Below are 25929 nucleotides of genomic sequence, written 5' to 3' on the forward strand. Positions count from 1 at the left end.
GAGTGGTTAGCTTGGCAACAGGAAAGAAGATTCTTAGTGCAATCATGGTTGTAACTTTATTCGGAAGTGTACTTGCAGGCTGTTCTCCGAGTTCGGACAACCGCAGCAGTGCGGCATCTCAAGAATCATCGAATGGGGAGGAACGCACGCTCAAAATCATGACAGGTGTCATCGGTGGGAAAACGCCGGAAGAAAACATTCAGTTCGAGAAGGAAATCGAACGTTTAACCGGCATCAAGGTAACGATGAACAAGCCGGCTTCCGACTACGATCAGAAGCTGCTTGCCGCTATCGCTTCCGGAGAAAAGTTCGATCTGCTGCAGATCAGCAAAGAGAAAATGTCCACCTTTATTGATCAAGGCATCCTCATGCCGTTGACCGATCAAGTGAATGGCTCCAAGGTGCTATCAGACACTGAAGTTATTCCCGCCAAGGAATGGGAGCAGGTTAAGACCAAGGATGGGCAGGTTTACGGTGTGTTCACCAAATATCAGGGAGGTACGATGCCGATCGTTCGCAAAGACTGGCTGACCAAGCTGAATCTGTCTGAACCTGAAACGCTTGATGATTACTATAAGGTCCTCAAGGCTTTCACGGAACAGGATCCGGACGGCAACGGCAAAAAAGACACCTACGGACTCAGCACGGCAGGCATGTACGAATTGCAGGGCTTCTTCAGCGCAGCGGGCCTTAAACAGCGTTATGTGGAAACAGCGGACGGCAAGCTGGACGTTCCTTATTCTACAGATGCGGCCATCCCGGTTTATGAATGGCTGAACAAGCTGTTTACAGAAGGGATTCTTGACCCGAACTTTGCCACCAACGACACAGGTAAAATGCGCGACCTGTTCCTGACCGACCGCGTTGGCATGATTACGTACTGGGACGCTTGGGTAGGCATGCTGAACAATACGCGTTATGAACAAGATCCGACTACGAAATTTGAAGCGAAGGGCCTGCCGGGAGCGGCAGATTCAAACGGCAACCACATGCTGCGCAGAGGTGATCCGGATGTTTGGGTTGTTCCAATCAATGCAGAGCATCCGAAAACAGCCTTTGAATTTATTGAATGGTGGCATTCCGAGGAAGGCATTACTTTAGGAAGCTTAGGTATCAAGGATATTGATTACACAGTAGATAATAGCGGCAAGTATGCACTGACCCAGATCGGTAAAGAGCATGCTTCCGACCACGGCGTTCCATTCTGGTACAACAGCAACGTCGAAGCGCCTTTTGGCAAACTGCCAGGCGTACAGGAAGCGCAGGATCTTGTTGATCAATACGCATCACTGGAATTAACGCCTCCCCATTGGTCGGACGCTGAGAAGATTATCAATAAATATTCCTTCAAAGCCATCATGGGCGAAATGCCGGCTGCCGATGCGGTGAAACAAATGCGCGAAGAACTCAAGGCAGGCGGGTTTATCGATTAATGCTTGAAGAGGAGGGGGCGGCGGCACTCTGCTCCCTCTTTATTTTATTATGAAGGTGGTGAATGTACGTGAGAGCCGTGTTCAAGTATAAAACACTCTATTTTATGATGTTTCCAATCCTGGCTTATTTCCTGATTTTTTCCTTTTATCCACTTGCGCGCGGACTTGTCATCAGCTTTCAGGATTACCGTCTCATCGGGGACCGGCCGTTTATCGGCTTCGATAATTATGGAAGTGTACTAAAGGATCCGGCTTTTTGGGATGTTTCCAGGAACACCCTTGTGATCGGCGGCGGAATTTTTGTGATCAACTTTATTTTACCGCTGATCCTGGCGCTTTCCTTGAATGAAGTGGCTTCGGTCTGGTTCAAAAAGATGACCCAGATGATCGTTTATTTACCTCATTTGTTCTCCTGGGTTGTTGTAGGCGGCATGTGGATTCTGCTGCTGTCCCCGGACACGGGCATCGTAAATCAGATCATTCAGCTCTTCGGCGGTCAGTCTGTTGGCTTTCTGTCTTCCGACCGCTATGCCCGTACCGTGATGATCCTGACCTCAGGTTGGAAGGAGATGGGGTATACCTGCATTCTGTACTTGGCTGCCATCGTGAACATCAATCCGTCATTATACGAGGCTGCAAGCATGGACGGAGCCAGCCGCTGGCAGAAAGTCCGTTATGTAACGCTTCCGATGCTCAAATCCACTATGAAAGTGGTCATCATGTTGAATATACTGGGTATCCTGCGGATGTTCGATCAAATATTCGTGATGAGTAATGGCGCCATCGCTAACAAGGTGGACGTGATTATGATGTATACCTATCAGAAAGGCATATTGGAGTTTAGTATCGGGCCAGCTACGGCTGCCGGGTTCCTCGTAATTATGGCGACATTCATGCTTACGTACGCAACGAGAGCGGTTATCCGCTACGATGAAGGGTGAATCGATATATGAAATCAATGAAAAAAATAAGTTATCCGAGCCGTATTTTTGATACGATCAATATTTTGTTTCTCCTTCTGCTCGTATTGACCATGGTGATTCCGTTTTTAAATACGCTTGCGCTTGCATTTTCATCTAATTTTGCTTCCATGCAGCCAGGCATTGTGCTCTGGCCCAAAGAATTCAGCGTAGAGGGCTTCTCCACGGTATGGAGCCGCATGAAGCTCTATTTGCCTTTTACGAATAACGTCATCGTGACTGTGGTAGGTACCGTTTGTCATGTTTTCTTAAGCTCTATGGCAGGTTACGTGCTGATCCAGAGAGGACTTCCGGGAAAGAAGTGGATGTTATCCGCGATCCTTCTGACCATGATGATTCCAAGCGAGGCCATTATGATTCCTTTGTATATTGTGAATAAGGACTTGGGACTCCTTAACACGCTGAGTTCGCTGATTCTTTCGGGTTTCGTATCCGGCTTCAGCGTAATGCTCATGCGAAACTTCTTTTTAAGCGTCCCTTATGAGATGTCAGAATCAGCGCGGATCGACGGAGCTGGCGATTATCGGATATTCTTTACGATGTATCTGCCTCTTGCCAGAGCGGGACTGGCAACGGTCACTCTGTTCGAGTTTGTCAGTCGCTGGAATCAATTTACACCGGCCGTGCTCTATATTAACGACTCGTCCAAATATACGCTGCAAATTGCGTTGAAATCACTCATCGTGGATAACGACGCAACCTCCAGCAATTTCATGATCACGACCAATGTCAGGATGGCAGGCATTGTCATTGCCCTGCTTCCGCTTATCATCATCTACCCGTATGTGCAAAAGTATTTTGTTAAAGGGATGTTTGTTGGAGCAAATAAAGAATAAGGCAGGAATCAGGAGGGATACACATGGCAAACTCAAACGCGCAGCGGCGTTCTTCTGCTACTTTCAAGCGATATATTGAGCATTCGGAGCAAAGCACGTACATTGAGGTTCCGTTCCAAATGCCGGAGCAGGTTGAGGAAATCCACGTGCGCTATCAGGTGGAAGCATACGGCAGGGAATCCTCAGCGGTGATTGATCTTGGTGTACGGGACAGCGTCAGAGTCAGAGGCTGGAGCGGGGGAGCGCGTCAGGAATTTAACATCGGTCAGAGCCAAGCGACCCCGGGTTATCTGCCGGGAGCGCTGGCTCCGGGCGAATGGGCTGTACTTCATAATGCCTACAAGGTACCGGAAGAAGGCTGCACGGTAACGATCGACATTGAGTTTATGCACAAGACACCGCGCTGGTTGAAGGGAGACCTTCACACGCACAGCGTTCATAGCGATGGTGCCTATACACTGGAAGAGAATGCAGCCATTATGGAGAGTCTGGGATGCGATTTTATCGCGATGACAGATCACAATACGAGCAGTCAAAACCTCGCGTATCCCCGAGAAACATCGGTTCTGATGATTCCGGGTACGGAATTTACAACGAATTTCGGGCATAGCAATTTTCTCGGAGCTATGAGCCCCATGGATGATTTCCGTGTAACAGAGATGTCCGATGTACATGAGAAGTTTCGGATTGCGCGTGAGCGGGGGGCCAAAATTGTATTAAATCACACACACTGTGATCATTGCCCATGGGAATGGGACTTCGAAGTGGATCACGACGGGGTGGAGGTGTGGAACGGCCCCTGGGATGAGCGAAACCGACGCGCGCTTTCCTGGTGGCAGGAGCAGCTCGTCAAGGGCAAACGTCTGGTAGCGGTGGGCGGAAGTGACGTGCATCGTCCGGGTCCGCACGTGAAGCATGCAATGCCATGTGTATGGGTCTGGTCTGAGGAAAAAACCGTGGAGCGAGTGCTGGACGGCATTGTTCAGGGTCATGTCGTAATCACTCATGCCCCTGACGGGCCGTTTGCTAGCCTCCAATGCGGCGAGTTTGGAATTGGAGATGAAGTGCCATTTGATCAGGCTGATCAAGACGTAGTTGTTCAATTGGATGGTTTGCGTGCCGGTGATCTGGTTCGGCTATACAGCGAACGAGGCTTTGAAGAGGAGATCGCTGCTGAAACGGATGGGGAAAGGACACTTAGATTTGATGCTAAGGAACGGCGCTTTCTGCGAGCCGAAATCTGGCGGTATTTTCAACAGGTGGAAAGGACGATGATGGCTGCATTGACCAATCCGATCTATTTTAATACCAACGTGATAGTCCGGGACTAATGGGGAAGGACGAAATTTTGAGCTTAGAGCCTGGAGAAGTCGCGGAAACCGCGGCTTTTTTTGTTTTTATTGATAGGAGTTGTTGTCCCAGGCTGCCTTTGAACTGAACTGAAGTTTTGTTTATCATAGGGGTAATACTTCTCCAACAGCATGAGTGCGCTGAATGTGATTAATAGACAAGAAGGGGACTGTGGAATGACAGAGACGTTTGTATCCTCCAATAGCGCATGCACAACACAGTGCCGCACGGTGGTTTTCTTTTTTGCTGGTGTGTTGACGTATCGGAATAATTTTGAAGCGGCTGCCAGTGAGATTGCCAAAAGCTATCAGCAAGCTAAGATCGTGATGATCTTTCCCTACGGTATGGCAAACGGCACCAAGGGCTCCTCAACCTTGCGTTTGCTGGCCCGGCAGCTTACGCAGGTTGGCTATGATCTGGCTCGCGATCAGTCCCGGCGAGTTACCAAGGCAGCGCAAATCATTCTTCAGCATGCATCAGATGCAGATCGCCTGATCCTTATCGGACACAGCGCCGGAGGTGTAATTGCCTATCGGGCAGGACTTTATTTGGAGGACAAACACGATATTCAGCATGTGCAGGTATTTGCTGTGGGCTGCCCCAAGTTTTATGTGAAGGACATTCCATATAATGAAAGATTCACCTATATTACTGGACAGAACCCGGACAGGATCACCCAAATCGGCAGCTGGCGTAAGCCAGGATCCAGGTTGTACCGAGGGAAGCCGGGGCGCGAAATTCAGATGGATTTTAATCCGGACCATCAGGGCTGGCGATTTCATGCCTCGTATTTTCTCAATTCAACATGGACGGATTCGAACCAAGCGTTCCGTACCAATTCAGAAGAGCTGATCTCCCAAATCCATAACATTTGCCCGGACCGTTGAGCGTGAAAATAGATACCTTGCTGGAGATCCAGCAACAGGACTGCTAATGCATCCGAAAATGGAGTCAAGTCAAAAAGCCGCCGCTTCTTTCCGTCAACGGAAGAAAGCGGCGACTTTTGATGGGCAGTCAGTGAAGAAATTTATATTAGTTCTGGCAGCACTATGGCTGGTTATTGATTGGACCGGCTCTCAGCAAGCAGCTCCCTGATATTAAGGGAGTGTGCTCAAGAATGGTCTTACTGTCTTGGCAAGGGTATAATTCGTGGTTGCATCCCAGTTAATGGACCATGTCATCGCTCCTCGGATATCAGGGTATTTAGCTACTGGCTTATAACTTCCACAGCTGTTTCCGGTTGCAAGACAATTCAGTGCATTATTGACAACCGTAGGGGAAACATATCCTCCCCCTGCAGCTGAAGGGGTAGCTGGCACGCCCAATCCCAATTGGGAAGGAGACACCCACTGCAGCGTCAAGTCCGAAAGAGCCGTAAGGAAATCAACGGTTCCCTGGCTGTAACATTTTCCGTCACGACCCAGCATGCATCCGGAATTATAGTACTGCACGTTCACCACGGTCGTTATATCCTTCAGATTGTTATAAAGCTGGCTATAAGATGTATTTGGATTCTGCATGTCGATGGTTTGCGGAGCCATCGTCAATACAAAATCATTCCCGACTTTTTGCTTCAATTGACGAATCGCATTGGTTAAATTAGGTACATTCATGCCATGCTCCAGGTCAACGTCCAATCCATCCAGTCCAAATTTCGTGATGATCCCATAAACGCTGTTCACAAAATTCGTTACATTCGGCGAAGGGTTATTAAGATTGACGTTCCCCAGTTCTCCTCCAATAGATATAATAACCTTCTTGCCTTGAGCACGTTTAGCCTGGATATCCGAGATCAGCTCAGCTTCTGTGTACCCGCCGAGAGCATTGGATAGGGCAGAATTAACCGTAAAGGTGACACCTCCGGGATTAGCAGGGTCCATCTCTGCGAAGGCTAATACAATGATATCGTACTGATCCGGTATATTTCTCACTTTCACATTGGTAGCACCATTGACAAAATTTTGCCAGTATCCTGTCAATATATGCTTCGGCAGTTGGCCAACACCGCCAGGAGTTCCCTCGGCTGTTGTTGCACTCACCGTTGCACTGGCTGGAGAAAGGTTTCCAGCAGCGTCCTTGGCAACGATCTTGAAAGAATAGGTTGTCTTGGCGGAGAGCCCGGTGATTGTCGCTGTATTCGAGGTTACGGTTACTGCAAGTGATGTACCTTGGTATACATCATAACCTGTCACACCTACATTATCCGTGGAGGCCTGCCAGGACAAAGTTACGCTGGAGGAGGTGACTCCGCTCACGGTTACGTTCGCGGGAGCTGTGGGAGCTACCGTATCGGAGCCTCCGCCGCCTTGAACCTGCTGCCACAATGCCGGAACATTGGGTGGTTCCCAGCCTGTCAATGAGGTATGGGGCTGAATAGCCTTGTACGTCTTTCCACTGTAAGTGACGGTATCGTTTACGGCGTAAGCCACATTGGGTGCCCATGCACCCCGTTCTGCTGCTGAAACCTCGCGCGGGAACAAGCTCATCATCATAGCTACGACAATCAATAGAGGCAGCATCATTTTGGATTTACCCAGCGCCCCGAATATGCCCTTTCTCATCATTAATTCCTCCTCACTAATCGTTTATCAGATTTTGTCTACCTGCGTAAAGCACATCGCCTCCTTTCAAAACTTGACGGAAAACTAGTGATTGACAGCGCTTACGTGTTGGTGTGAAACGATTTCCTCTGCGTATCATTGCTCTTGGTTTGATAAGCATAATTTACTTTAAATGTTAATTATTCTCAATAGATCTGGAGAATCAATTTAAACTCAGAATATTTCAAATTGCAAAATAATTGATGTAACATATTTAATTTGTGAAGTGTTATGAAATCGCTATCATTCTATAATTTACTTAGAAAGGAGGTAAAGGAAAAAACATACAGGATAAGGGATGTGCTGCATAGCGAACCAATCGACATGCAGACGTATGAGGCAATGACAAAAATCTGAGGAGGTAGATTATGTTTAGGTTTAGTAAGAAATTGATGACGGTCATTCTTGCAGCATCCATGAGTTTTGGCTTGTTTGCATCAACCTCAAGTGCAGCTACGGACTACTGGCAAAATTGGACGGATGGCGGCGGTACGGTCAATGCCGTTAATGGGTCCGGCGGCAATTACAGCGTGACCTGGCAAAATACCGGGAATTTCGTAGTCGGTAAAGGCTGGAATACCGGATCTCCAAACCGGACAATTAACTATAATGCCGGTGTCTGGGCGCCGTCCGGCAATGGGTATTTGACCCTTTATGGATGGACCCGGAACTCACTCATCGAATACTACGTTGTGGACAGCTGGGGGACGTATCGGCCTACGGGAACACATAAAGGCACGGTGACGAGTGATGGGGGCACATATGACATCTATACGACAATGAGATACAACGCTCCTTCCATTGACGGGACACAAACGTTTGCCCAGTACTGGAGTGTTCGGCAATCGAAGAGAGCGACCGGCGTCAACTCAAGTATTACGTTCAGCAATCATGTGAATGCATGGGCCAGCAAAGGAATGAATCTGGGAAGCAGCTGGGCCTATCAGGTGTTAGCGACAGAGGGCTATCAGAGCAGCGGCAGCTCCAACGTAACGGTATGGTAACGGGTGCATTGAAGGCAACACAACGAACGATCAGAATTGAAACCGCTTACTCATTCGGTGTTTCAAGCTACCGGTAATGAATTACGCGGATAAATTATGTCATACCAAAGTGGACTTCAACATTGGAGGACGGCCGATTGGCCGTTCTCCTCCCGTTGTATCCATCGGTCCCGTTGTGCTGGGCAGGGCTAGCGGAATTAACGGGAACAGCGGCCTATGTCTTGCCGGAGCCGAGCAGCAGGCTACCATCGTTTATCATTTTTCCTATCAGGCTTAAAGGAGATATGTCAATGAGAAAGCTATTCATGTTTCTTTTAATAGCAGCAGTGGTTGTGATCAGCGCATGTTCGGAAGAAAAACCTGAATCGAAGAATGATCTTGTATTCGTGGAGGGCGGAACTTTTAAGAATAACAACTCCAATTACGCTGGAGAAGGCATGACCCTATCGAATTTTTATATCGGCAAATATGAGGTCACCCAAAAAGAATGGGCCGAAGTCATGGGCAGTAATCCCTCGGGATTCAAAGGCGACAATTTACCCGTAGAGATGGTGAGCTGGTATGACGCTGTGGAATACTGTAATCAAAGAAGTCTAAAAGAGGGTTTAAATCCGTTTTACAATATAGACAAGAACAAAAAGGACCCGAATAATAACAATGAGAACGATAATATAAAATGGATAGTCACGATCCATGAGGGGGCTAACGGTTACCGATTGCCAACCGAAGCGGAGTGGGAATATGCTGCAGGCGGAGGTCAGGCGAGCAAGGGTTACATATACAGCGGCAGCAATAATGCCGACGAGGTCGCATGGTATTGGAAAAACGCCGGGAACAAACCCTTAACCGGAAATTGGAACTGGCCAGCCATAGAGAACAACCGCAATCAAACCAAATCGATCGGTACCCGGAAACCCAATGAGTTAGGCATTTACGATATGTCTGGCAACGTAAGGGAATGGTGCTGGGAGTGGCATGGCGATTCGGACAGCCGGACCGGCTCCTACCGGCTTGTGAAGGGCGGCGGTTGGATGGGTGACGTCAGCAACAACGAGATATCCTTCCGAGGCAAGTTTGATGCGAATGGCTTCGGTCCTGATCAAGGCCTTCGTGTCGTTCGCGGAGAATAGTCGGAACAAGGCAGACAAAGCATCACTTTTATCTCCAGGAATAAGGGGAACAACGCGCTCAGCGAAGTCTCGTTGGACAAGAGCATATAGGTCTGGGAAGTCGCGCAATTCGCGGCTTTTTTTGTTTTGCGAATCGCAATATCTGCCCCTTTCCATCCTGTGCTATAATCTCCTTACATTTTATGAGTTGGTGGGGATGGTGCAGATGATAGAGCAGCAAGTATATGTCCGATTTCCGGAGGAAGCGGACGCCGCAGAATTGACAGACATGTACAATCGCAATCGGGTCTTTTTTGAGAACTTCTCACCAAGCAACCCGGAAGCGTTCTATACAGAGGAGCATCAGCTCCAAATGATTAGGAAAAGTAAGACGGACAGGGAGGAGGACCGGAAATATGACTTCGTGATATGCCGCACCGAGGACGACCGGATTATTGGTAGTATAGGGCTGTCCTTCGTGGTACGGGACCCGCTTCAGAGCTGTATGATCGGATACAGCCTGGACCAGAATCATAACGGCAAGGGTTATATGACAGAAGCCGTAAAACAGGTGGTACGCTATGCCTTCGAGGAGCTTCGGTTTCACCGGATCGTAGGGGAGGCCTCTCCCCGGAATCCCGGCTCCATACGCGTGCTTGAGCATGCAGGGTTCCACAAAGAAGGCATAGCCCGAAGCAACGTGAAGATCAACGGGGTATGGGAGGATCATCAGGTTCTTGCACTTATCAATCCCTCCGAGAGCAGATAGATCAATTGTTTTTCAACGGGTCCGTTTTGAACAATAATTTAGAGGGGATGATGATCGTGGAAGCTAACCAGATGAGGGGTTGGGCTCATGAAGAGGTAATCCATTCATTAGCCAAAGCGTTAAATAATCATTATGTGTTTCCCGATGTTGCTGAAGAAATGGGAAATTACTTGGAGCATAAGTTAGTCGGAAAAGAATATGAAGCGATTAAAAACGCAGAAGCTTTTTGTGAACAAGTCACATATGACCTTCGGGAAATTAGTAAAGACAAGCATTTGAAATTACGATACACGGAACAAGAGAAGTCGGTTGATATGAAGATTAGTGAGAAGGAGCAAAGGGAGGAATATCTCCTGCATGCAAAGCTCGATAATTATGGTTTTCATAGAATTGAACGTCTTGCGGGGAACATTGGTTATATCCATTTGCGAGGTTTTCACGATCCAGAGTTTGCAGGCGAGGCTGCAGTAAATGCAATGAATTTGGTGGCTAACACGGACGCGCTTATCTTTGATTTACGGAATAACGGTGGCGGGAGCCCATCGATGGTTGCCTTTATCACAAGTTATTTGTTTGATTCCGAACCTTTTCACTTAAACAGTTTTTATTCGCGGGCAAACGATGTTATAAGTCAGTCTTGGACGTTATCGTATGTGCCCGGAAAACGGTATGGAAACAAACCTGTTTATGTATTAACGAGCCACAGAACATTCTCTGCTGCGGAGGAGTTTACATATAATCTAAAAAACTTAAAGCGGGCAACCATGATTGGAGAAGTTACAGCAGGAGGAGCCAATCCTGGAGCCGTTCATCAATTAACGAAACACTTTGGAATATTTATCCCGGATGGACGAGCGATTAATCCCGTTACCCAAACCAATTGGGAGGGAATAGGCGTGACGCCGGACGTTGAGACAACTCAACATGAGGCATATGAAACGGCGTATAAACTTGCTCTTAAACACGTAATATCTTTATATCAGGACAGAAACGAATATGGATTTATAGTAAAGGAAGCCGAGAACCAATTGAAGCAGCTGTAAGGAAATGAATGATCGGCCGGTTATGATAAAAACCTATGCTCCAATTGTTCGGCTAAGGAACGCAGCATGGGATATGAGGATAAAGTCGCGGAATTCGCGGCTTTTTTTGTTTTAAAGCGTGTTGCACTGATTCGTTCGCGTGACGGATCTAGTCGCGTTCATACGGCAGCACACCGTACAGGCGTAGTATTATATGAGGATTTGGGATTGCCTAATACATACATGACAAGTATAGATCCATAGAAATGCCGATTCAAAAGCGTAAACCAGACTCTATCAAGGTCTGGTTTACGTTTCTTCAGGATCTGTTCGTTTGAGCTTAAAAAAATTAGGGTTGCGATCAAGTGTAACCTCAAGTAAATTGGGAGATACACACCGATTGGAGGGCTGAGCCATAATCATGTTGACCAGATGGTTACGACGAATAACGCCTGAAACCTTTAAACACCGAATCTTGTTTTCCTTTCTGTTGTTTCTCCTCGCGCCGATTGCGCTGTTATTCCTCTACAACTTCCGGGAAACGGAAACGATACTCCAGCGGAATGCTTCGGACAGCAACATCAAGCAGCTCGAAGGCATCAAATACGATCTTATCGATTTGATGAGCCTTGTGATGAAAACCGGGATGCTGCTGGAACAGGATTCCGTCCTCCGCCAAGTCATGCAGCAGCCGGAATTATATGATGCTATCCATCGAAAACGAATCGTTGAAAATAAATTTGCAGGTATTGAAAACAGCTTTTTCCTAACAGGAGCTACGGTTTTCTACACTTTAATCGATTTAAAAGGAAACGCTTACACCTCGTATACACCGGTGAGCTCCCTGAATTATGCCGCCATGAGCTCCGAGCCCTGGGTGCAGGAGCTGAAAAGGGCAGGGGGACAGCGTTACATCTGGGCATCCGATGATCACACGACGGAGGTCCGAGAGAGGCAGGGCATTCGGATGCTGAGCCTTTACGCATTGCTGCGTGACGATGGATTGAAGCCATTTGCTTACGGACGTTTTAGTATCGATTATGAGGGCTGGTTCGAGGAAAAAACATTCGGCAGACATGGGGAAGGCGCCTATTTCCTGCTGGATGCAAACGGACATACGCTGCTTCAATCGGATTCGGAAGAGGACGTGCCGTCTACCGTGTCATCTACTATTGCAGCAGCCAGTCAGAGCGCGGGAGCGGATTCCTCCTCCCAATCCATTGTGAACAATCATACGATGTATACCTACAGCAAGATTCAAGAGCTGGACGGTTATCTCGTGAAGAAGGTGCCGCTGTCCTTGTTGTTTGAAGAAGTGAACAAACAGAAGCAGAGGTTTTATACCGTTTATGGGGCTATCCTGCTGCTGTTTGTACTCTTGACTTACCTCATTTCTTCAACGGTCACCGGGCCTTTGAAGCTGCTTCAGCGAAAAATGGAGACCACCGTAAAATTGAATTTGAAGACCAAGCTTCCGGAACAGGGTCGGGGTGAATTACTGGCGTTGACCCGAAGCTTCAATTACATGATTGCAGACATTAATAATCTGTTGGAGCGGTTAAAGCTTGAGGAGCGTCAAAAGCAATTTGTCCGGTTTCAGGTGCTGCTCAGTCAGATGAATCCTCATTTTCTGCTGAACACGCTGAACACCATCAAGAGTATCGCGCTGGATAAGGATGAAGATGAGATTTACGAGATTTGTGTTGCGCTTGGCAACATATTGGAAACGACGCTGAATTTGGAGGTTGACCTCATTCTTCTGAAGGACGAAATTGTACTGGTCGAATCCTATATGGATATCCAGCGGAAACGATTCGGGCACGGCATCGAGATTCAGTATGAAGTAAGCGAGGATCTGGAGTATGCGCTGATTCCGAAATTCTGCCTGCAGCCGCTGGTAGAAAATTCGCTGCTCCATGGGTTTGGACAATCCCATCATGAGGGGCAAATCGTCATTTGTGCATCAAGCCGCAATTCGCTGCTTTATTTGGAAGTTGTGGATAATGGCATGGGGATTAAGCGATCGCAGGAGAATCAGTCCAACCGGAAACGAAAAAGCATTGGCCTCCAAAATCTCCGGGAAAGCCTGGAGCTTATGTTTAAGAACCAGCCGACAGGACTTCTGATCGAGTCGACGGACGAAGGAACGAAGGTTGTTATGCATTTCCCGTTATTGCTATCCAAACCCTATTTGAAGGAGGGGAGCGCGTATGTGGCGCACGCTGATCGTTGAAGATGAACAATACGCGAGAGCAAGCTTGCGCAAGTTGTTTGCGAAGGCGGATATTCCGTTCGAAATTGTAGGTGAAGCGGTAAATGGTGAGGAGGGCCTGCAATTGATTCGGGAGCTGCAGCCCGATGTTGTCATCTCCGACATTTTTATGCCGCGAATGGATGGCGTCCGATTATTGCAGCTGACGAGGGAGGAAGGTTTCCAGTGCCGGTTTGTCATGCTGACGGCAGTAAGTGAGTTCGAGTATGCCAGGCAAGCGGTGGAGTACGGGGCTTCTGGCTATTTGATGAAGCTTTCTCTGGATTTGAAGGGACTCAAGCAAGCCATGGACAAAGTGGCTGCAGAGCTGACGAGAATGGACAAGCTTCGCCTGGCAGATAAATGGTTCCCGGACAGGACTGCCCAAGAACCGACGGACCACCCGGAGCTGAACCGAATGATCAACTACATTGAAGAGCATTTTGCCGAGGGAGTGACATTAAAGAGATTGGCTGAATTTGTCCGCATGGATGCCAGTTATGTCAGTGATTTATTCAAGAAGAAGACCGGCACCACGCTGACGCACTTTATCCAGAACCGCCGCGTTCAAGCGGCGAAAATGCTGCTGACCGAAACCGAGAAAACGGTTAGCGAAATCGGCAGAATGGTAGGCTTTGAGAACGACAATTATTTCATCAAAATATTCAAGCGCTGGTGCGGTGTGACCCCAAACGAATACCGGAAAGAACAAAAATTCGTTCTATGAATATCCAAACGCCGTTCATACCCCCAATGCCAGGCAGGTGATAAAGTTAAAGACGTAGGCAATAAGCTTATCATTTTGATGAGGGGGACCACGAGTGAAACGGAGAAAATGGTTGAAGTTAGTTCTAATGACCACTCTGGCAGCTTCGATGCTCAGCGCATGTGGAGGCATTAACAGCAGTAGCAGCAATGAAGGGGCGAATGCAGGATCGGCAAGTGAAGCTTCAGCAGGCGGTTCGGGTGAAAAAATCAACCTCAAGCTTTGGGGAGCGGTTCCTGTTGAAGCAGGTCCTCAAGAGGTGATTGACAACTGGAATAAAGAAAATCCGGACATTCAGGTGGAATACGTCCGCTACGTAAATGATGATCCGGGTAACCTGAAGCTGGATACGGCACTCATCACGGCCCAGGATGCAGACTTGTTCATCAACTATACGATTAACCGCCTGCAAAAACGCGTTGACGCAGGGGTCGCTTTGGACCTCAGCAGCAAAACGGATTACAACATCGATGAGCAAATGGGCCCGGATGCTGCTCAATGGAAAATCGGCGATAAATACTACGGGATTCCTACAAAGAAAAACATGCTGTTCATCTGGCTTAACAAAAACATGCTTGATGAAGCGGGACTTCCGGTTCCTTCCGTCGACTGGACATGGGACGATCTGAGAGAATACGCGAAGAAATTAACAAAAGAGAATGTGTATGGCCTTATGCAGCATGACGCCGCCTTTACCGCTACAATTGATGGCACTATTGCCGGTCTTGGCGTAACGAAGCCGGATGGCACATCCAACTTTGATAACGATCTTTGGAAGCAGCAGCTTCAAACCGTGCATGATATGATGTTCGTGGACAAATCGACACCGGAGTACGGCGAACAAGTAACTAGCAAAATGCCGGTAGATACAAATTTCTTAAAAGGCGAGGCAGCCATGCTGGCCGCAGGGGAATTTATTTTCCGCAATGCCAACAATCAGAAGGAATTTCCACATGATTTCAAGATCGCTTTTGCAACGATTCCGAAAGTAACCGCTGATCAGAAGGATTATAAATATGCTGGCGGACTCGGTGATATGCTCTCCGTCAATGCCAAATCCAAAAATCAGGATGCGGCATGGAAGTTCGCGAAATGGTATGCCGATGGCGGCATGCTGCCAATGGCTAGCGGTGGTCGGATTCCATCCTCGAAGAGTGTGGATAACCAACAGGCGATGGAGCTGCTGCTCAAGGGGAATGAGGATAGTTACGATACAGCATCGCTGAATAACGTGGTGTTCGGTCAGTTCCCGTCGTTCCAGCTGAATGTTCCGCAGCAAGCGCTGGATGCCCGCAAGGAAGAATATGAGAAATACTTCCTGAATGAGCAGGATATCGATACAACACTTACAAATATGACTAAACGTCACCAGGACTATATCAAGTAATCGCATATGGTCAATACCCTTAAGAGAGAAGAAGGATCTTCCGCTTCCTTCTTCTCTCTTTGTTGTATCTAGAAAGCTCTAAACAAGAAGAAAGGCGGTGTTTTCTGTGAAAAAGAACAGCTGGATTCGGAAACAGGGCTGGGTTGGCTATGCCTTTATTCTGCCTAATATGCTGGGGATTCTGGCATTTTTCATTCTGCCTGCCCTGTTTTCCTTCTTTATGATGTTCACGGACTATCAATTTGCCAATCCGAACTGGACGTTCACGGGATTGGATAATATCAAACGCCTTTTTGGTGATGATCAATTCTATGCCTCGATCAAATATACTGTGATTTTCCTGTTATCCGTTCCGGTTTCACTGGGACTGGCATTCCTTGTAGCGCTTGTGCTTAACCGCAGTGTGTATTTGAAGGGATTGCTCAGGGGTATGTTTTTCCTTCCGTATATCTCTAGCGGCGTTGCTGTTGCTTTTGTCTGGATGCTGTTGTTCCAGCCGTCGCAAGGACCGATCAATGAAGTACTGCGTTGGATCGGTGTCGCCTCTCCTCCAGGATGGTTTGCGGATTCAGGCTCAGCGATGTATGCGATCAACGTTGTACAAATCTGGTTCATGCTTGGCTACAATATGATTATTTACCTTGCGGCGCTGCAGGAAATCTCCACCGAGCAGCTGGAGGCGGCGCGAATCGATGGAGCTGGCGCGTCGACGATTACGTGGAAGATCGTATGGCCGCTCGTTAGTCCGACAACGTTTATGCTGCTGGTTACAGGACTGATCATGACGGTCAAATCCTTCTCTCTGATTCAAGCCATAACGGGCGGCGGACCAAGCGGAAGCACGACAATCCTGTCCTTATTCGTCTACAAAACGGCATTCAGCTACTATGAGATGGGTTATGCGTCAACGATATCCTGGTTTCTGTTCGCGGTTATTCTCGTAATTACCATCATCCAGTGGGTAGGCCAAAAACGCTGGGTTCATTACTAGAGAGGAGCAGGCAGTATGATTGAAACGAAAAAGAACCTCTCCATTAAGCTTTTTGTCACGACAACTCTTATGTTGATTGCCGGATTCTTTATGATTGTCCCTTTCCTATGGATGCTCAGCACCTCGTTCCAAACGCCGAGCGAAGTTTTTCGGCAATGGCTTCCTTCCAGGCTCGACTGGAGTAACCATATCCGAATATGGTCTGGGAACTATAATTTTCTTCCTTATTACTGGAATTCGATTAAAATCGCTGTTATCGGCACGGTTGGCGCCGTATTCATGTCAGCCCTTGCGGCCTACGGCTTCGCCCGTACGGAATTCAAAGGCCGGGATACATTGTTCATGGTGTATTTGTCCATGATGATGATTCCCCCTCAAGTCGTATTCGTTCCGAAGTTCATTATGTTTAACTGGCTTCATATTTACAACACCCATTGGGCGCTCATCCTGCCCGCCATGTTCTCGATATTCGGAGTCTTCATGCTGCGCCAGTTTTTCCTCGGGATACCGAAGGAGATTACCGAATCTGCGTTTTTGGACGGAGCCGGCCATTTTCGGATATTCTTCAAGCTGATTCTGCCGTTAGCCAAGCCAGCGATTGCGACGTTTGCCATTATCGACTTCTCCTGGCAATGGAATGATTATGAGAATGCGCTCGTGTTTCTGACAAGTCCGGAGCTCTATACGATTCCGCTTGGCCTGCAAAATTTCGTTCTGGAAAACAACGTTGACTATAATGGCATGATGGCTGCTTCTTCAGCGGCAATCGTTCCTATGATTCTAATATTCCTGATAGGACAGAAATATATCATCCAAGGTATATCGAGTTCGGCAGTTAAAGGCTAATCGAAGGAGGTTCATACATTGAGACAAGAGACAGTAAATTCGCATATAACCGTCATTGGAGGAGGTCTGGCCGGAATTAGCGCCGCAATTGCAGCAGCAAGACTGGGGCAAAAGGTTGCGCTTGTCCATAATCGCCCTGTGCTTGGCGGCAACTCCAGCTCCGAGGTACGCGTATGGGTATGCGGGGCAACCGGGCACGGAGTGAACCGTTATGCCAGGGAGACCGGCATCATGGGAGAACTGTTTATAGAAAACCAATATCGCAATCCGGAAGGCAATCCCTATTTATGGGATGTCACGTTGTTGGATGCCGTCAGAGCCGAGCCGAACCTCACGCTGTTCCTGAATACGGATGTAAGAGAGGTTGAAGCTGTCGGAGAACTGGATAACCGGGTGATTCGCAGCGTCACAGGCTGGATGATGGGATCGGAGCGCGAAATTACGTTCGAAAGCGAGATTTTTCTCGACTGTACAGGCGACGGACTCATTGGTTTTCTTGCAGGAGCAGCATACCGCATCGGGCGTGAAGCCAGGCACGAGTTCTTAGAGGATTGGGCCCCGGAAGTGGCTGACGACATCACGCTCGGCAGCACCTTGCTGTTCTATACTAAAGAAACGGAGAAACCCGTGCGTTTCGTGGCCCCGTCTTTTGCAAAAGATATTACCACAACGTCGATTCCGATCAAACGCGTCATTCGAAGCGGTGACTCCGGCTGTCATTATTGGTGGATTGAATGGGGAGGCGAGCTGGATACGGTCCATGAGAACGAGCGGATCCGGGATGAGTTATGGTCGGTCATTTACGGCATATGGGACTATATCAAGAACTCGGGGGAGTTTGAAGCCGATCATATGACCTTGGAATGGGTAGGATCGATTCCGGGTAAACGCGAATACCGCCGTTTTCTGGGGGATTCCATATTGACGCAGAACGATGTTATTGCGCAGCGTTCGTTCGAAGATAGGGTAGCTTTTGGCGGGTGGTCTATCGATCTTCATCCGCCGCAAGGGATGTATGCAACTGAAAGCGGCTCGAAGCATTTGCATATGGACGGCATTTATCATATTCCATTCGGTTCGCTTTACTCGAGGAACGTAAGCAATCTGCTGTTCGCCGGACGGAATATTAGTGCAACACATGTGGCCTTCGGAACGACGCGCGTCATGGCGACCTGTGCGGTGATGGGCGAAGCAGCCGGCGTTGGTGCCGCATTGTCCGTTATGAAAAGGATCACGCCGCGCGAATTGCGGGAGCGGCACCTGTCTGAGCTCCAGCAAACGATGCTGCGCACCGATGCTTCGATCATCGGTCTGCGTAATGAGGATGTTCATGACTTGGCAAAGAAAGGAGTTGTCAGCGCGTCGAGCACAATGAAGGGCATACGGCTCGATAACGCTGCTCAAGAGTATCGACTCATATCGGACGTTGGATTGTTGTTCCCGGCTGATGGAGAGGTTGAAGGACTCCGTATCCTGGTTACCGCCAGGGAAACCACGCAGTTGAACATCGAGCTGTGGGATACGGGACGCGATGAGAACTATGTGCCTGCAAATCACAGGCAGACTTTGATCATTGAGGTTGCTGCCGGTGAGAAGCAGTGGCTGGATATTCCGGCGGACCGGATGCTGTTTGGCGATAAACCGTGCAATGGATTTGTTATTGTCCGCGCCAATGAGGCAGCAAGTCTCTTTACATCTGAGGTACCCCTCACCGGCGTGCTCGCATTCGAACGCGGGGCCAAGCCGGTAGTCAGCTCCGATCTGGAGGACCATCAGCCGGATCAGCTGGTGATCGAATGGTCGATGAGAGGCCTTGTCCGCAAGCCGTTCTGTTTTGCGGTTGAGACCAGCGCTTATTCGGCTGACAAAGTGGTTAGCGGTTATGTTCGTCCTTATGGAGGTCCGCAGATGTGGGTATCGGAGCCCCTCGTAAACGGCCGGGTAGAATGGGTGGAAGTTGAGCTCCCAGAACGAGCGGATATCCGGGAGATCCATCTTACCTTCAATAATGACGTCAATGAGGATTTGATCAATCTGCATCATCACGAGACGCCGTTCCTGATCATTCCGGAGCTGGTTAAGGCATATGAGCTGCAGGCATATATGGATGGGGAGTGGGTAACGGTTGCCGGTGATAACCATAATCGTACACGCAAAAAGATCCATCGATTTGAGGAGCCGATACCATCGAACCGAATCAGGGTCGTCATCAAGGAAACGAACGGCAGTGAACGAGCAGAAGTAATCGAGATTCGAATATATGAGGTTCATAGCATCGAAATGAAGACCTCGTAAGAGCGATCAAGGGTCCGAGAAAGTGGAGCTCGGGTTTCCGTGCGTCCGGTTTAAGAAAATCATGGCCTCTTATCGAAACTCTTGAATAGCTTGCAGTGAAATACCATGCCTCACCGACACAGATTGCTTTGAATGGGATGATACACGCTCAAGGCGAGGGCATAATTGCGATTCCTGGAGCCACTAAAGTGAAACATGCCGAGGAGAATGTCAAAGCAATGAACTTCTCTTTGACGCGAAGTGAAATGGACGAAATTAGTGATGCTTCATGGGCAGTTCTTAAAAAGTAAACCTCGTGTTGCCGTGATCAAATCCTTCCAGAAACGAATAAAAATAACCAGTCGCTGATAAAGTCGAACTGGTTATTTTTGCTGTTATGGATTCATGGTTCATTCATGAAGGTCAGCTCTCGCTGTGGTTATCCGCTGCTTCTGTTAGTTTTGTTTCTAATCCATCGATTCAGCTGTATTATCCGTTGAGATACCAACGCAGGCAGTTATGAGAGAATGTTGACGCGACACCAAAGGGTGGCCTATAATCAAAACGACACTAAATGGTGTCGATTGAGTACATTTGTTACATAAGCGCAAAGATCGAAGAGACTTGTAGTTTAATGGATGGGAAACTAACGCCTGTCCCTTGGCAATAATATTATAGGAGAGGGTGTTGTGACCGAGATCAATCAGTTGCGAGACGTGTTTGATGCGATTGCAGATCCAACCAGGCGTCATCTGATTCATCTGCTATCAGAGGCAGAGGAGCTGCCCCTGCATGAGTTGACGCCACAGTTTCAAATGGGCCGCACAGCGGTATCGAAGCATTTGACAATTCTTAAAGAGGCCGGACTGGTGGAGGACCGTAAAGTAGGCAGGGAAACGAGATACAGGCTAAATGCCTCTCCACTGCAAGAGGTTCAAGATTGGGTGGGCTTCTACAACAAGTACTGGAGCACGAATATGCTTCGATTGAAGCAGTTATTAGAGGAGGAAGAAGAATGAGTTTAACTTTATCTATGGATTTTCAGTACACGTCAACAATTGAAAAGGTATGGAGCGCTTTGACCGATCCCAACAAGCTTGCCCAGTGGATTACGGAAAATGATTTTAAACCTGTCGTAGGACATCGTTTTCAGTTTCGTCATCAGCCGTACAATGGATGGGATGGAATTGTTGAAGGTGAAGTAACGATCGTGGATGAACCCCATCGATTGTCTTATATTTGGGCAACCGGGGATGAGCAACACACGGTGAACTGGACCCTGCAGGATTTAGGGGATGGGAAGGTTAACCTTCATCTCGAGCAAATCGGATTCTCCAATGTCCATGGACTTGAAGGCGCTAAGTATGGTTGGAGCGCTTGGACCGTCGAGCTTGAAAAGGTGTTGGCACAATAACTTTGTTTCAGCAGTAGAAAAGAAAAAAACTTGGAGGATATGAAGCATGAACGGCATGAACGAATCTAATCAGGAATATATCGTTATCTCAGGTGCGAGGGAAAACAATCTCAAGAACGTATCCTTGCGTATTCCCAAACGGAAGATCACGATTTTTACCGGGGTATCCGGATCTGGCAAATCCTCGATCGTCTTTGATACGATTGCTGCGGAATCCACACGTTTGTTGAATGAGAACTTCAGCATGTTCATACGTACCTTCCTGCCCCGTGTTCCGCAGCCGGATACGGATGCAATCGAAAATCTGAGCATGGCGGTTATTGTGGATCAGAAGCGGTTGGGCGGGGGCTCCCATTCCACGATGGGCACGATTACCAATATATCTCCCATTCTCCGATTACTCTTTTCCCGAGTGGGTCAGCCCCATGTTGGAGGAGCGAACATGTTCTCCTTTAACGATCCGCAAGGCATGTGTCCAGAGTGTAACGGAATCGGCCGCAAATTAGGCGTAGATATGGGCAAGGCGGTGGACATGTCCAAGTCGCTGAATGAAGGAGCCATCATGCTGCCGGACTATTCAGTGAACGGCTGGGAGTGGAACATGCTTGTGCAGTCGGGAGACTTCGACCCTGCCAAGAAGCTGAGTGATTACTCGGATGAAGAGCTGGAACAGCTGCTGTATGGCAAGGCCAGGAAAGTGAAGATGGATTTCGCCGGTAAGGCAACGAATATAACGGTGGAAGGCGCCATCGAAAAGTTCACTAACAAATACATCAAGCAGGATGTCAAGACCAAGTCCGAGCGGACACAAAAAGCGGTTGCACCCTACATTTCCGAGGGGCCTTGCTCCAGCTGCCATGGTGCGAGGCTCAGCCAGGACGCCTTAAGCTGCAGGATTAATGGATATAACATTGCGGAGTTGTCTTCCATGGAGGTCGGACAACTCGTCCGCGTCATTCGGGAGATTGACGATGCGGTCGCCGCACCGGTGGTTAAGTCACTGGGCGAGCGCTTGCAGCATCTGGTCGATATCGGACTTGATTATTTGACTCTGGACCGTGAGACGGATACATTGTCCGGCGGCGAATCACAGCGCGTCAAGATGGTGAAGCACTTAAGCGGCAGTCTCGTGGATGTCACTTACATCTTTGATGAGCCCAGCGTTGGTTTGCACCCTCGTGATGTACACCGCTTGAATGAACTGCTGCAGAAGCTGCGCGACAAAGGCAATACCGTCATTGTTGTTGAACATGATCCCGATGTGATCAAAATCGCGGACCATATCGTCGACGTTGGGCCTCACGCCGGCAGCCGCGGCGGTGCCATCGTGTACGAAGGAAGCTTCCAGGGTCTTCTGGAAGCAGGCACACTGACGGGAACCCATATGAAGCAAGCGCTTAAGCTGAAGCAGGACTGCAGGCAGCCATCCGGCAAGCTATCCATTAAGGATGCCACACTGCACAACCTGCAGAACGTGAGTGTCGATATTCCTGCCGGGGTACTTACCGTCGTTACGGGTGTCGCCGGTTCAGGCAAAAGCACGCTGATCAACGAAGTATTCCTCAGCCAGCAATCGGATGCGATTGTCATCGACCAATCGGCGGTAGGCGTGTCTACACGCTCGAATCCAGCGACCTATACGGGCATTATGGATGATGTTCGCAAGGCGTTTGCATCCGCGAACAAAGTCAATCAAGGCCTCTTCAGCTTCAACTCCAAGGGGGCATGCGAGAACTGCCAAGGGCTGGGTGTCGTGTATACGGATCTAGCGTTCCTTGACAGCGTGAAACTTCCATGTGATGTATGCGGGGGTAAGCGATTCAAGGAAGAGGTGCTGGAGTACAAGCTGAACGGGAAGTCCATTGCCGATGTATTGGAGATGACGGTAGAGCAGGCCTTGGAATTCTTTCAGCTAAAAGAGGTTGTGCGCAAGCTCCAGGCAATGAGTGATGTAGGGCTGAACTATATTACGCTCGGTCAGCCGCTAAGCACCCTTTCGGGCGGTGAATGCCAGCGTATTAAGCTGGCAAGCGAGCTGCATAAGAAGGGCAGTATCTACGTGATGGACGAGCCAACGACTGGGCTGCATATGTCAGATATCGGCCATCTGTTGGAGATCATGAACCGCCTGGTGGATGCCGGCAATACGGTCATTGTCATCGAGCATAACCTCGATGTGATCAGCCAAGCGGATTGGATCATCGATATGGGACCGGACGGAGGCAGCAAGGGTGGTCAGGTGGTATACGAAGGAACTCCTACGGAGATCATCCATGAAGAGCATTCCATTACGGGCAGGTATTTGAGGTAAGGGGGAATGCATAATGGCTTTTTTTAAAGACATGATCTCCGTATTCCGAAAGCGAGAATTGTTATTTATAGAAAGCCTTCGAGAATCGGAAGATGTATATACTTTTTCATTCAAAAAAGATGAGGATTTAACGTGGACGGCAGGGCAGTACGGTTTGTTTAGCATTATACACAAGAAAATCAAAAGCCCAACGAAGCCTTTCAGCATAGCTTCTGCTCCGACGGAGAACGTTGTTAAAATTACGACGAGAATTGGTGATAACCCCAGCGACTTCAAACAAGCGATGTTGGAATTAAAACCTGGAATGAAAATCAAGATGGGCGGTCCTGTAGGGTCATTTCATTTGGATCAAGAACACCCATCGCTGCTAATTGCAGCCGGTATTGGCATTACGCCTTTTCGAGCAATCCTGAAGCAAATGACTGCTGGAAGAGACAGAGAGGGGAAACCCGTGCGTGTGCTGTATCTGGACAGTCAGAAGTCACACCTCTTTCGGGATGAGCTCGATGCTCTGGCTAACTCGGCTGCCGTTCAAATATCCTATCTTGAATCTAGGGAAGCATTAGAGCAAGAAATCAATAGGTTTGTTAACCAATATCAGAACCAGGGCAAATACTTTATCGCGGGTCCAAAATCCATGGTTGAGTCGATAACGAATTTGCTGCAAAATAAAAAAATCGCGAAGCAAAATATCAAAAAAGATGCGTTTTATGGATTGTAACGAATATTTGCATACAGCCTATCGCTATGTATAGGAGATTGACAAAGGGTGACTTCATTGAAGTCACCCTTTTGCTTTAATGGTATTGAACTGATAGCTGCGTGTATCTTGTATTCCACGACGGCTACACTTGCCTTCAGAGGCAGCGTAGCGGACGCCGCGTATCACCTGCGATCAAAGCGGAGATACGTTAGATCACTCATGAGCAAACCTTGATTAGTGAATGACGTTACCTTTTTATTTACTCAACAGATGCTGCCTTTGCGGATTCCTTTTTTGCAATTCCTTTTGAGGGCGGCATGAAGAGTGTCATAACCAGCGCCAGAACAGCCAATATCATCATAAAATAATAGGCGTCACTCGAACCCAGCATGGTAGAGAGACTGGCGACTTGATCTGGTGATACAAGTTCATTTTGGCTTTTGATGTCTGCTGCATGCTTCAAAGCCTGCGACGTATATATCGTAATAACGACAGCTGTCCCAATGGCACCTGCAATTTGACGAACTGTGTTATTCACAGCCGAACCATGCGTGCCTAATTCTTTGGGTAGTGCGTTTAATCCTGCTGTATTCAGCGGCATCGTAATAAAGCTTAAGCCTACTCGTAAAAAGACTGTTCGAATCATTAAATAGGAATAAGAGGTCGAAGCCGTTAAGTCCGTTACAGCCCACATCGAAGGTATAACAAACAATAATCCGATGATAAATAGTGGTTTTGCTCCAAATTTATCGTATAACCTGCCAGTTACCGGTGATAAAAATGCATTGATCACAGCACCCGGCAATAATAACAGGCCTGCCTCAAAAGCAGAATAGCCTCGACTGCTCTGAAGATACAGCGGCAGCAGGATCATGTCCGCGTACATCATCATGGTGACTAATATATTGATGAGTGAGGTTAAGGTAAAGATCTTATTTTTGAACACATCCAAATTCAGCAGCGGGTCCTTTGATTTCATTTGACGCATACAGAACCATGTCGTGAACATAACGCCGATAATTAAGGACAACAGGACTACAGGAGATGCCCATCCTTTGCTCCCGGCATTACTGAAGCCATAGAGGATGAAACCAAATCCAATTGTGGACAAGATGACACTGATGATATCAAGCTTGGCTTTTGCCGCTTGGGATACATTTACCAGATACTTTAATGCCAGTAAAATCACGATGAAGACTAGAGGGGCTAAACCGATAAACAGCCATCTCCAGGATACATATTCAATGATAAATCCAGCTAAGGTTGGGGCAATAGCAGGGGCGAAGATAATGGCAAAGCCGATTAGGCCCATGACGCTGCCCCTTTTTTCAATTGGAAAAACAATCAGTATGACACTCATCATAAGCGGGGTAATGATCGCCGCTCCGGCTGCCTGGATCATGCGTCCCATCAGTAAGATGCTGAAATTTGGTGATACAGCGCAAATCACTGTGCCAATCAATAAAAATAACATAGAGCTGACGAATAACTGCCTCGTCGTAAATCGTCTCATCAAATATGCCGTAACGGGGATTAACACGCCATTCACAAGCATAAAACCCGTTGCAAGCCATTGGACGGTCGTTGCTGAAACCTGAAATACATCCATAAGGTCATTCAGTGCAACATTTAATAATGTTTGGTTCAAGGTCGATAAGAAACAACCTAAAATCAGTATAAATAATAGTATCCCTTTTTTTACATTCGGCTTCTCTTGCTGCATTATTGTACTCCTTCCAATCATTGCTTTCTCAACACCATATCGATAAAATAGATAATATCATACCGGAAAAAGAGTGCCTATTTGCAATTTCACTCAATATGTCGACTAATCAACGATGGATCTTGATTCGTTGATAAAATAGAAATTAATCGATAAAGGA

Annotated in this window: 23 protein-coding genes; 21 read left to right on the top strand and 2 right to left on the bottom strand. The window is 47.9% G+C overall.

The genetic code is table 11. The features are described from left to right. Positions 1-2 precede the first annotated feature (2 nt). From WDY75_RS14580 to WDY75_RS14600, 5 genes are all read left to right on the top strand, one after another. The gene (locus WDY75_RS14580) at positions 3-1433 is read left to right on the top strand and encodes an extracellular solute-binding protein (RefSeq protein ID WP_231888316.1); all 1431 of its coding nucleotides are present in this window, start codon (positions 3-5) and stop codon (positions 1431-1433) included. 62 nt (positions 1434-1495) lie between these two features. Next, positions 1496-2374, top strand: a complete 879-nt coding sequence (locus WDY75_RS14585) for an ABC transporter permease subunit (RefSeq protein ID WP_152826097.1) — start codon at positions 1496-1498, stop codon at positions 2372-2374. 8 nt (positions 2375-2382) lie between these two features. Then, positions 2383-3249, top strand: coding sequence for a carbohydrate ABC transporter permease (locus tag WDY75_RS14590; protein ID WP_036637634.1), 867 nt, complete (start codon positions 2383-2385; stop codon positions 3247-3249). Positions 3250-3272: 23 nt separating this feature from the next. Further along, positions 3273-4580, top strand: coding sequence for a CehA/McbA family metallohydrolase (locus WDY75_RS14595; protein ID WP_063480655.1), 1308 nt, complete (start codon positions 3273-3275; stop codon positions 4578-4580). 195 nt (positions 4581-4775) lie between these two features. After that, positions 4776-5486 (top strand): lipase family protein, encoded by a 711-nt coding sequence (locus WDY75_RS14600; RefSeq protein WP_006210473.1) that lies wholly within the window; start codon positions 4776-4778, stop codon positions 5484-5486. A 210-nt stretch (positions 5487-5696) separates the two neighbouring features. Here the strand turns inward: WDY75_RS14600 and WDY75_RS14605 are convergent, their stop codons facing one another. Beyond that, positions 5697-7160, bottom strand: coding sequence for a chitinase (locus WDY75_RS14605; protein WP_063480656.1), 1464 nt, complete (start codon positions 7158-7160; stop codon positions 5697-5699). A 407-nt stretch (positions 7161-7567) separates the two neighbouring features. Here WDY75_RS14605 and WDY75_RS14610 point away from each other — a divergent pair, with 407 nt between their 5' ends. The 16 genes from WDY75_RS14610 to WDY75_RS14685 all read left to right on the top strand — a co-directional run bounded on the left by WDY75_RS14610 (position 7568) and on the right by WDY75_RS14685 (position 24064). Continuing rightward, the gene (locus WDY75_RS14610; RefSeq protein ID WP_036637641.1) at positions 7568-8203 is read left to right on the top strand and encodes a glycoside hydrolase family 11 protein; all 636 of its coding nucleotides are present in this window, start codon (positions 7568-7570) and stop codon (positions 8201-8203) included. A 76-nt stretch (positions 8204-8279) separates the two neighbouring features. Further along, on the top strand, positions 8280-8480 hold the full coding sequence (locus WDY75_RS14615; RefSeq protein WP_063480657.1) for a hypothetical protein: 201 nt from the start codon (positions 8280-8282) through the stop codon (positions 8478-8480). A gap of 13 nt (positions 8481-8493) precedes the next feature. After that, a complete protein-coding gene (locus tag WDY75_RS14620) occupies positions 8494-9333 on the top strand; it encodes a formylglycine-generating enzyme family protein (RefSeq protein ID WP_006210463.1) in 840 nt (279 codons plus the stop codon). Positions 9334-9538: 205 nt separating this feature from the next. Further along, entirely contained in the window at positions 9539-10081 is a 543-nt protein-coding gene (locus WDY75_RS14625) for a GNAT family N-acetyltransferase (RefSeq protein WP_082834471.1), read from the top strand. Between the two features lie 56 nt (positions 10082-10137). Then, entirely contained in the window at positions 10138-11124 is a 987-nt protein-coding gene (locus WDY75_RS14630; protein ID WP_197477188.1) for a S41 family peptidase, read from the top strand. A gap of 400 nt (positions 11125-11524) precedes the next feature. Beyond that, on the top strand, positions 11525-13336 hold the full coding sequence (locus tag WDY75_RS14635; protein WP_063480658.1) for a sensor histidine kinase: 1812 nt from the start codon (positions 11525-11527) through the stop codon (positions 13334-13336). Then, positions 13314-14081: a response regulator gene (locus WDY75_RS14640; protein ID WP_063480659.1), complete on the top strand. Its 768-nt coding sequence runs from the start codon at positions 13314-13316 to the stop codon at positions 14079-14081. The genes WDY75_RS14635 and WDY75_RS14640 overlap by 23 nt, the downstream gene beginning before the upstream one ends. A 94-nt stretch (positions 14082-14175) precedes the next feature. Beyond that, a complete protein-coding gene (locus WDY75_RS14645) occupies positions 14176-15507 on the top strand; it encodes an ABC transporter substrate-binding protein (protein ID WP_063480660.1) in 1332 nt (443 codons plus the stop codon). Positions 15508-15613: 106 nt separating this feature from the next. Next, positions 15614-16498 (top strand): carbohydrate ABC transporter permease, encoded by an 885-nt coding sequence (locus WDY75_RS14650; RefSeq protein WP_036637654.1) that lies wholly within the window; start codon positions 15614-15616, stop codon positions 16496-16498. A 15-nt stretch (positions 16499-16513) separates the two neighbouring features. After that, on the top strand, positions 16514-17344 hold the full coding sequence (locus WDY75_RS14655; protein ID WP_063480661.1) for a carbohydrate ABC transporter permease: 831 nt from the start codon (positions 16514-16516) through the stop codon (positions 17342-17344). Between the two features lie 18 nt (positions 17345-17362). Beyond that, complete coding sequence (locus WDY75_RS14660) at positions 17363-19639, top strand: FAD-dependent oxidoreductase (RefSeq protein WP_063480662.1); 2277 nt, start codon at positions 17363-17365, stop codon at positions 19637-19639. Positions 19640-19776: 137 nt separating this feature from the next. Further along, a complete protein-coding gene (locus tag WDY75_RS14665) occupies positions 19777-19929 on the top strand; it encodes an aldo/keto reductase (protein ID WP_081742709.1) in 153 nt (50 codons plus the stop codon). Positions 19930-20307: 378 nt separating this feature from the next. Further along, entirely contained in the window at positions 20308-20637 is a 330-nt protein-coding gene (locus WDY75_RS14670; RefSeq protein WP_006210451.1) for an ArsR/SmtB family transcription factor, read from the top strand. Next, positions 20634-21032: an SRPBCC domain-containing protein gene (locus WDY75_RS14675; RefSeq protein WP_006210449.1), complete on the top strand. Its 399-nt coding sequence runs from the start codon at positions 20634-20636 to the stop codon at positions 21030-21032. Before WDY75_RS14670 ends, WDY75_RS14675 begins: the two co-directional genes overlap by 4 nt. Positions 21033-21087: 55 nt before the next feature. Further along, on the top strand, positions 21088-23343 hold the full coding sequence (locus tag WDY75_RS14680) for an ATP-binding cassette domain-containing protein (protein WP_063480769.1): 2256 nt from the start codon (positions 21088-21090) through the stop codon (positions 23341-23343). 13 nt (positions 23344-23356) lie between these two features. Continuing rightward, positions 23357-24064, top strand: coding sequence for an FAD-dependent oxidoreductase (locus WDY75_RS14685; protein WP_063480664.1), 708 nt, complete (start codon positions 23357-23359; stop codon positions 24062-24064). A 241-nt stretch (positions 24065-24305) separates the two neighbouring features. On the opposite strand, the gene WDY75_RS14690 is transcribed toward WDY75_RS14685, so the two are convergent. Then, entirely contained in the window at positions 24306-25769 is a 1464-nt protein-coding gene (locus tag WDY75_RS14690; protein ID WP_063480665.1) for a DHA2 family efflux MFS transporter permease subunit, read from the bottom strand. Between the last annotated feature and the right edge of the window lie 160 nt (positions 25770-25929).

Source organism: Paenibacillus glucanolyticus, assembly GCF_037333485.1.
Taxonomy (GTDB): Bacteria; Bacillota; Bacilli; order Paenibacillales; family Paenibacillaceae; genus Paenibacillus_AQ; species Paenibacillus_AQ glucanolyticus.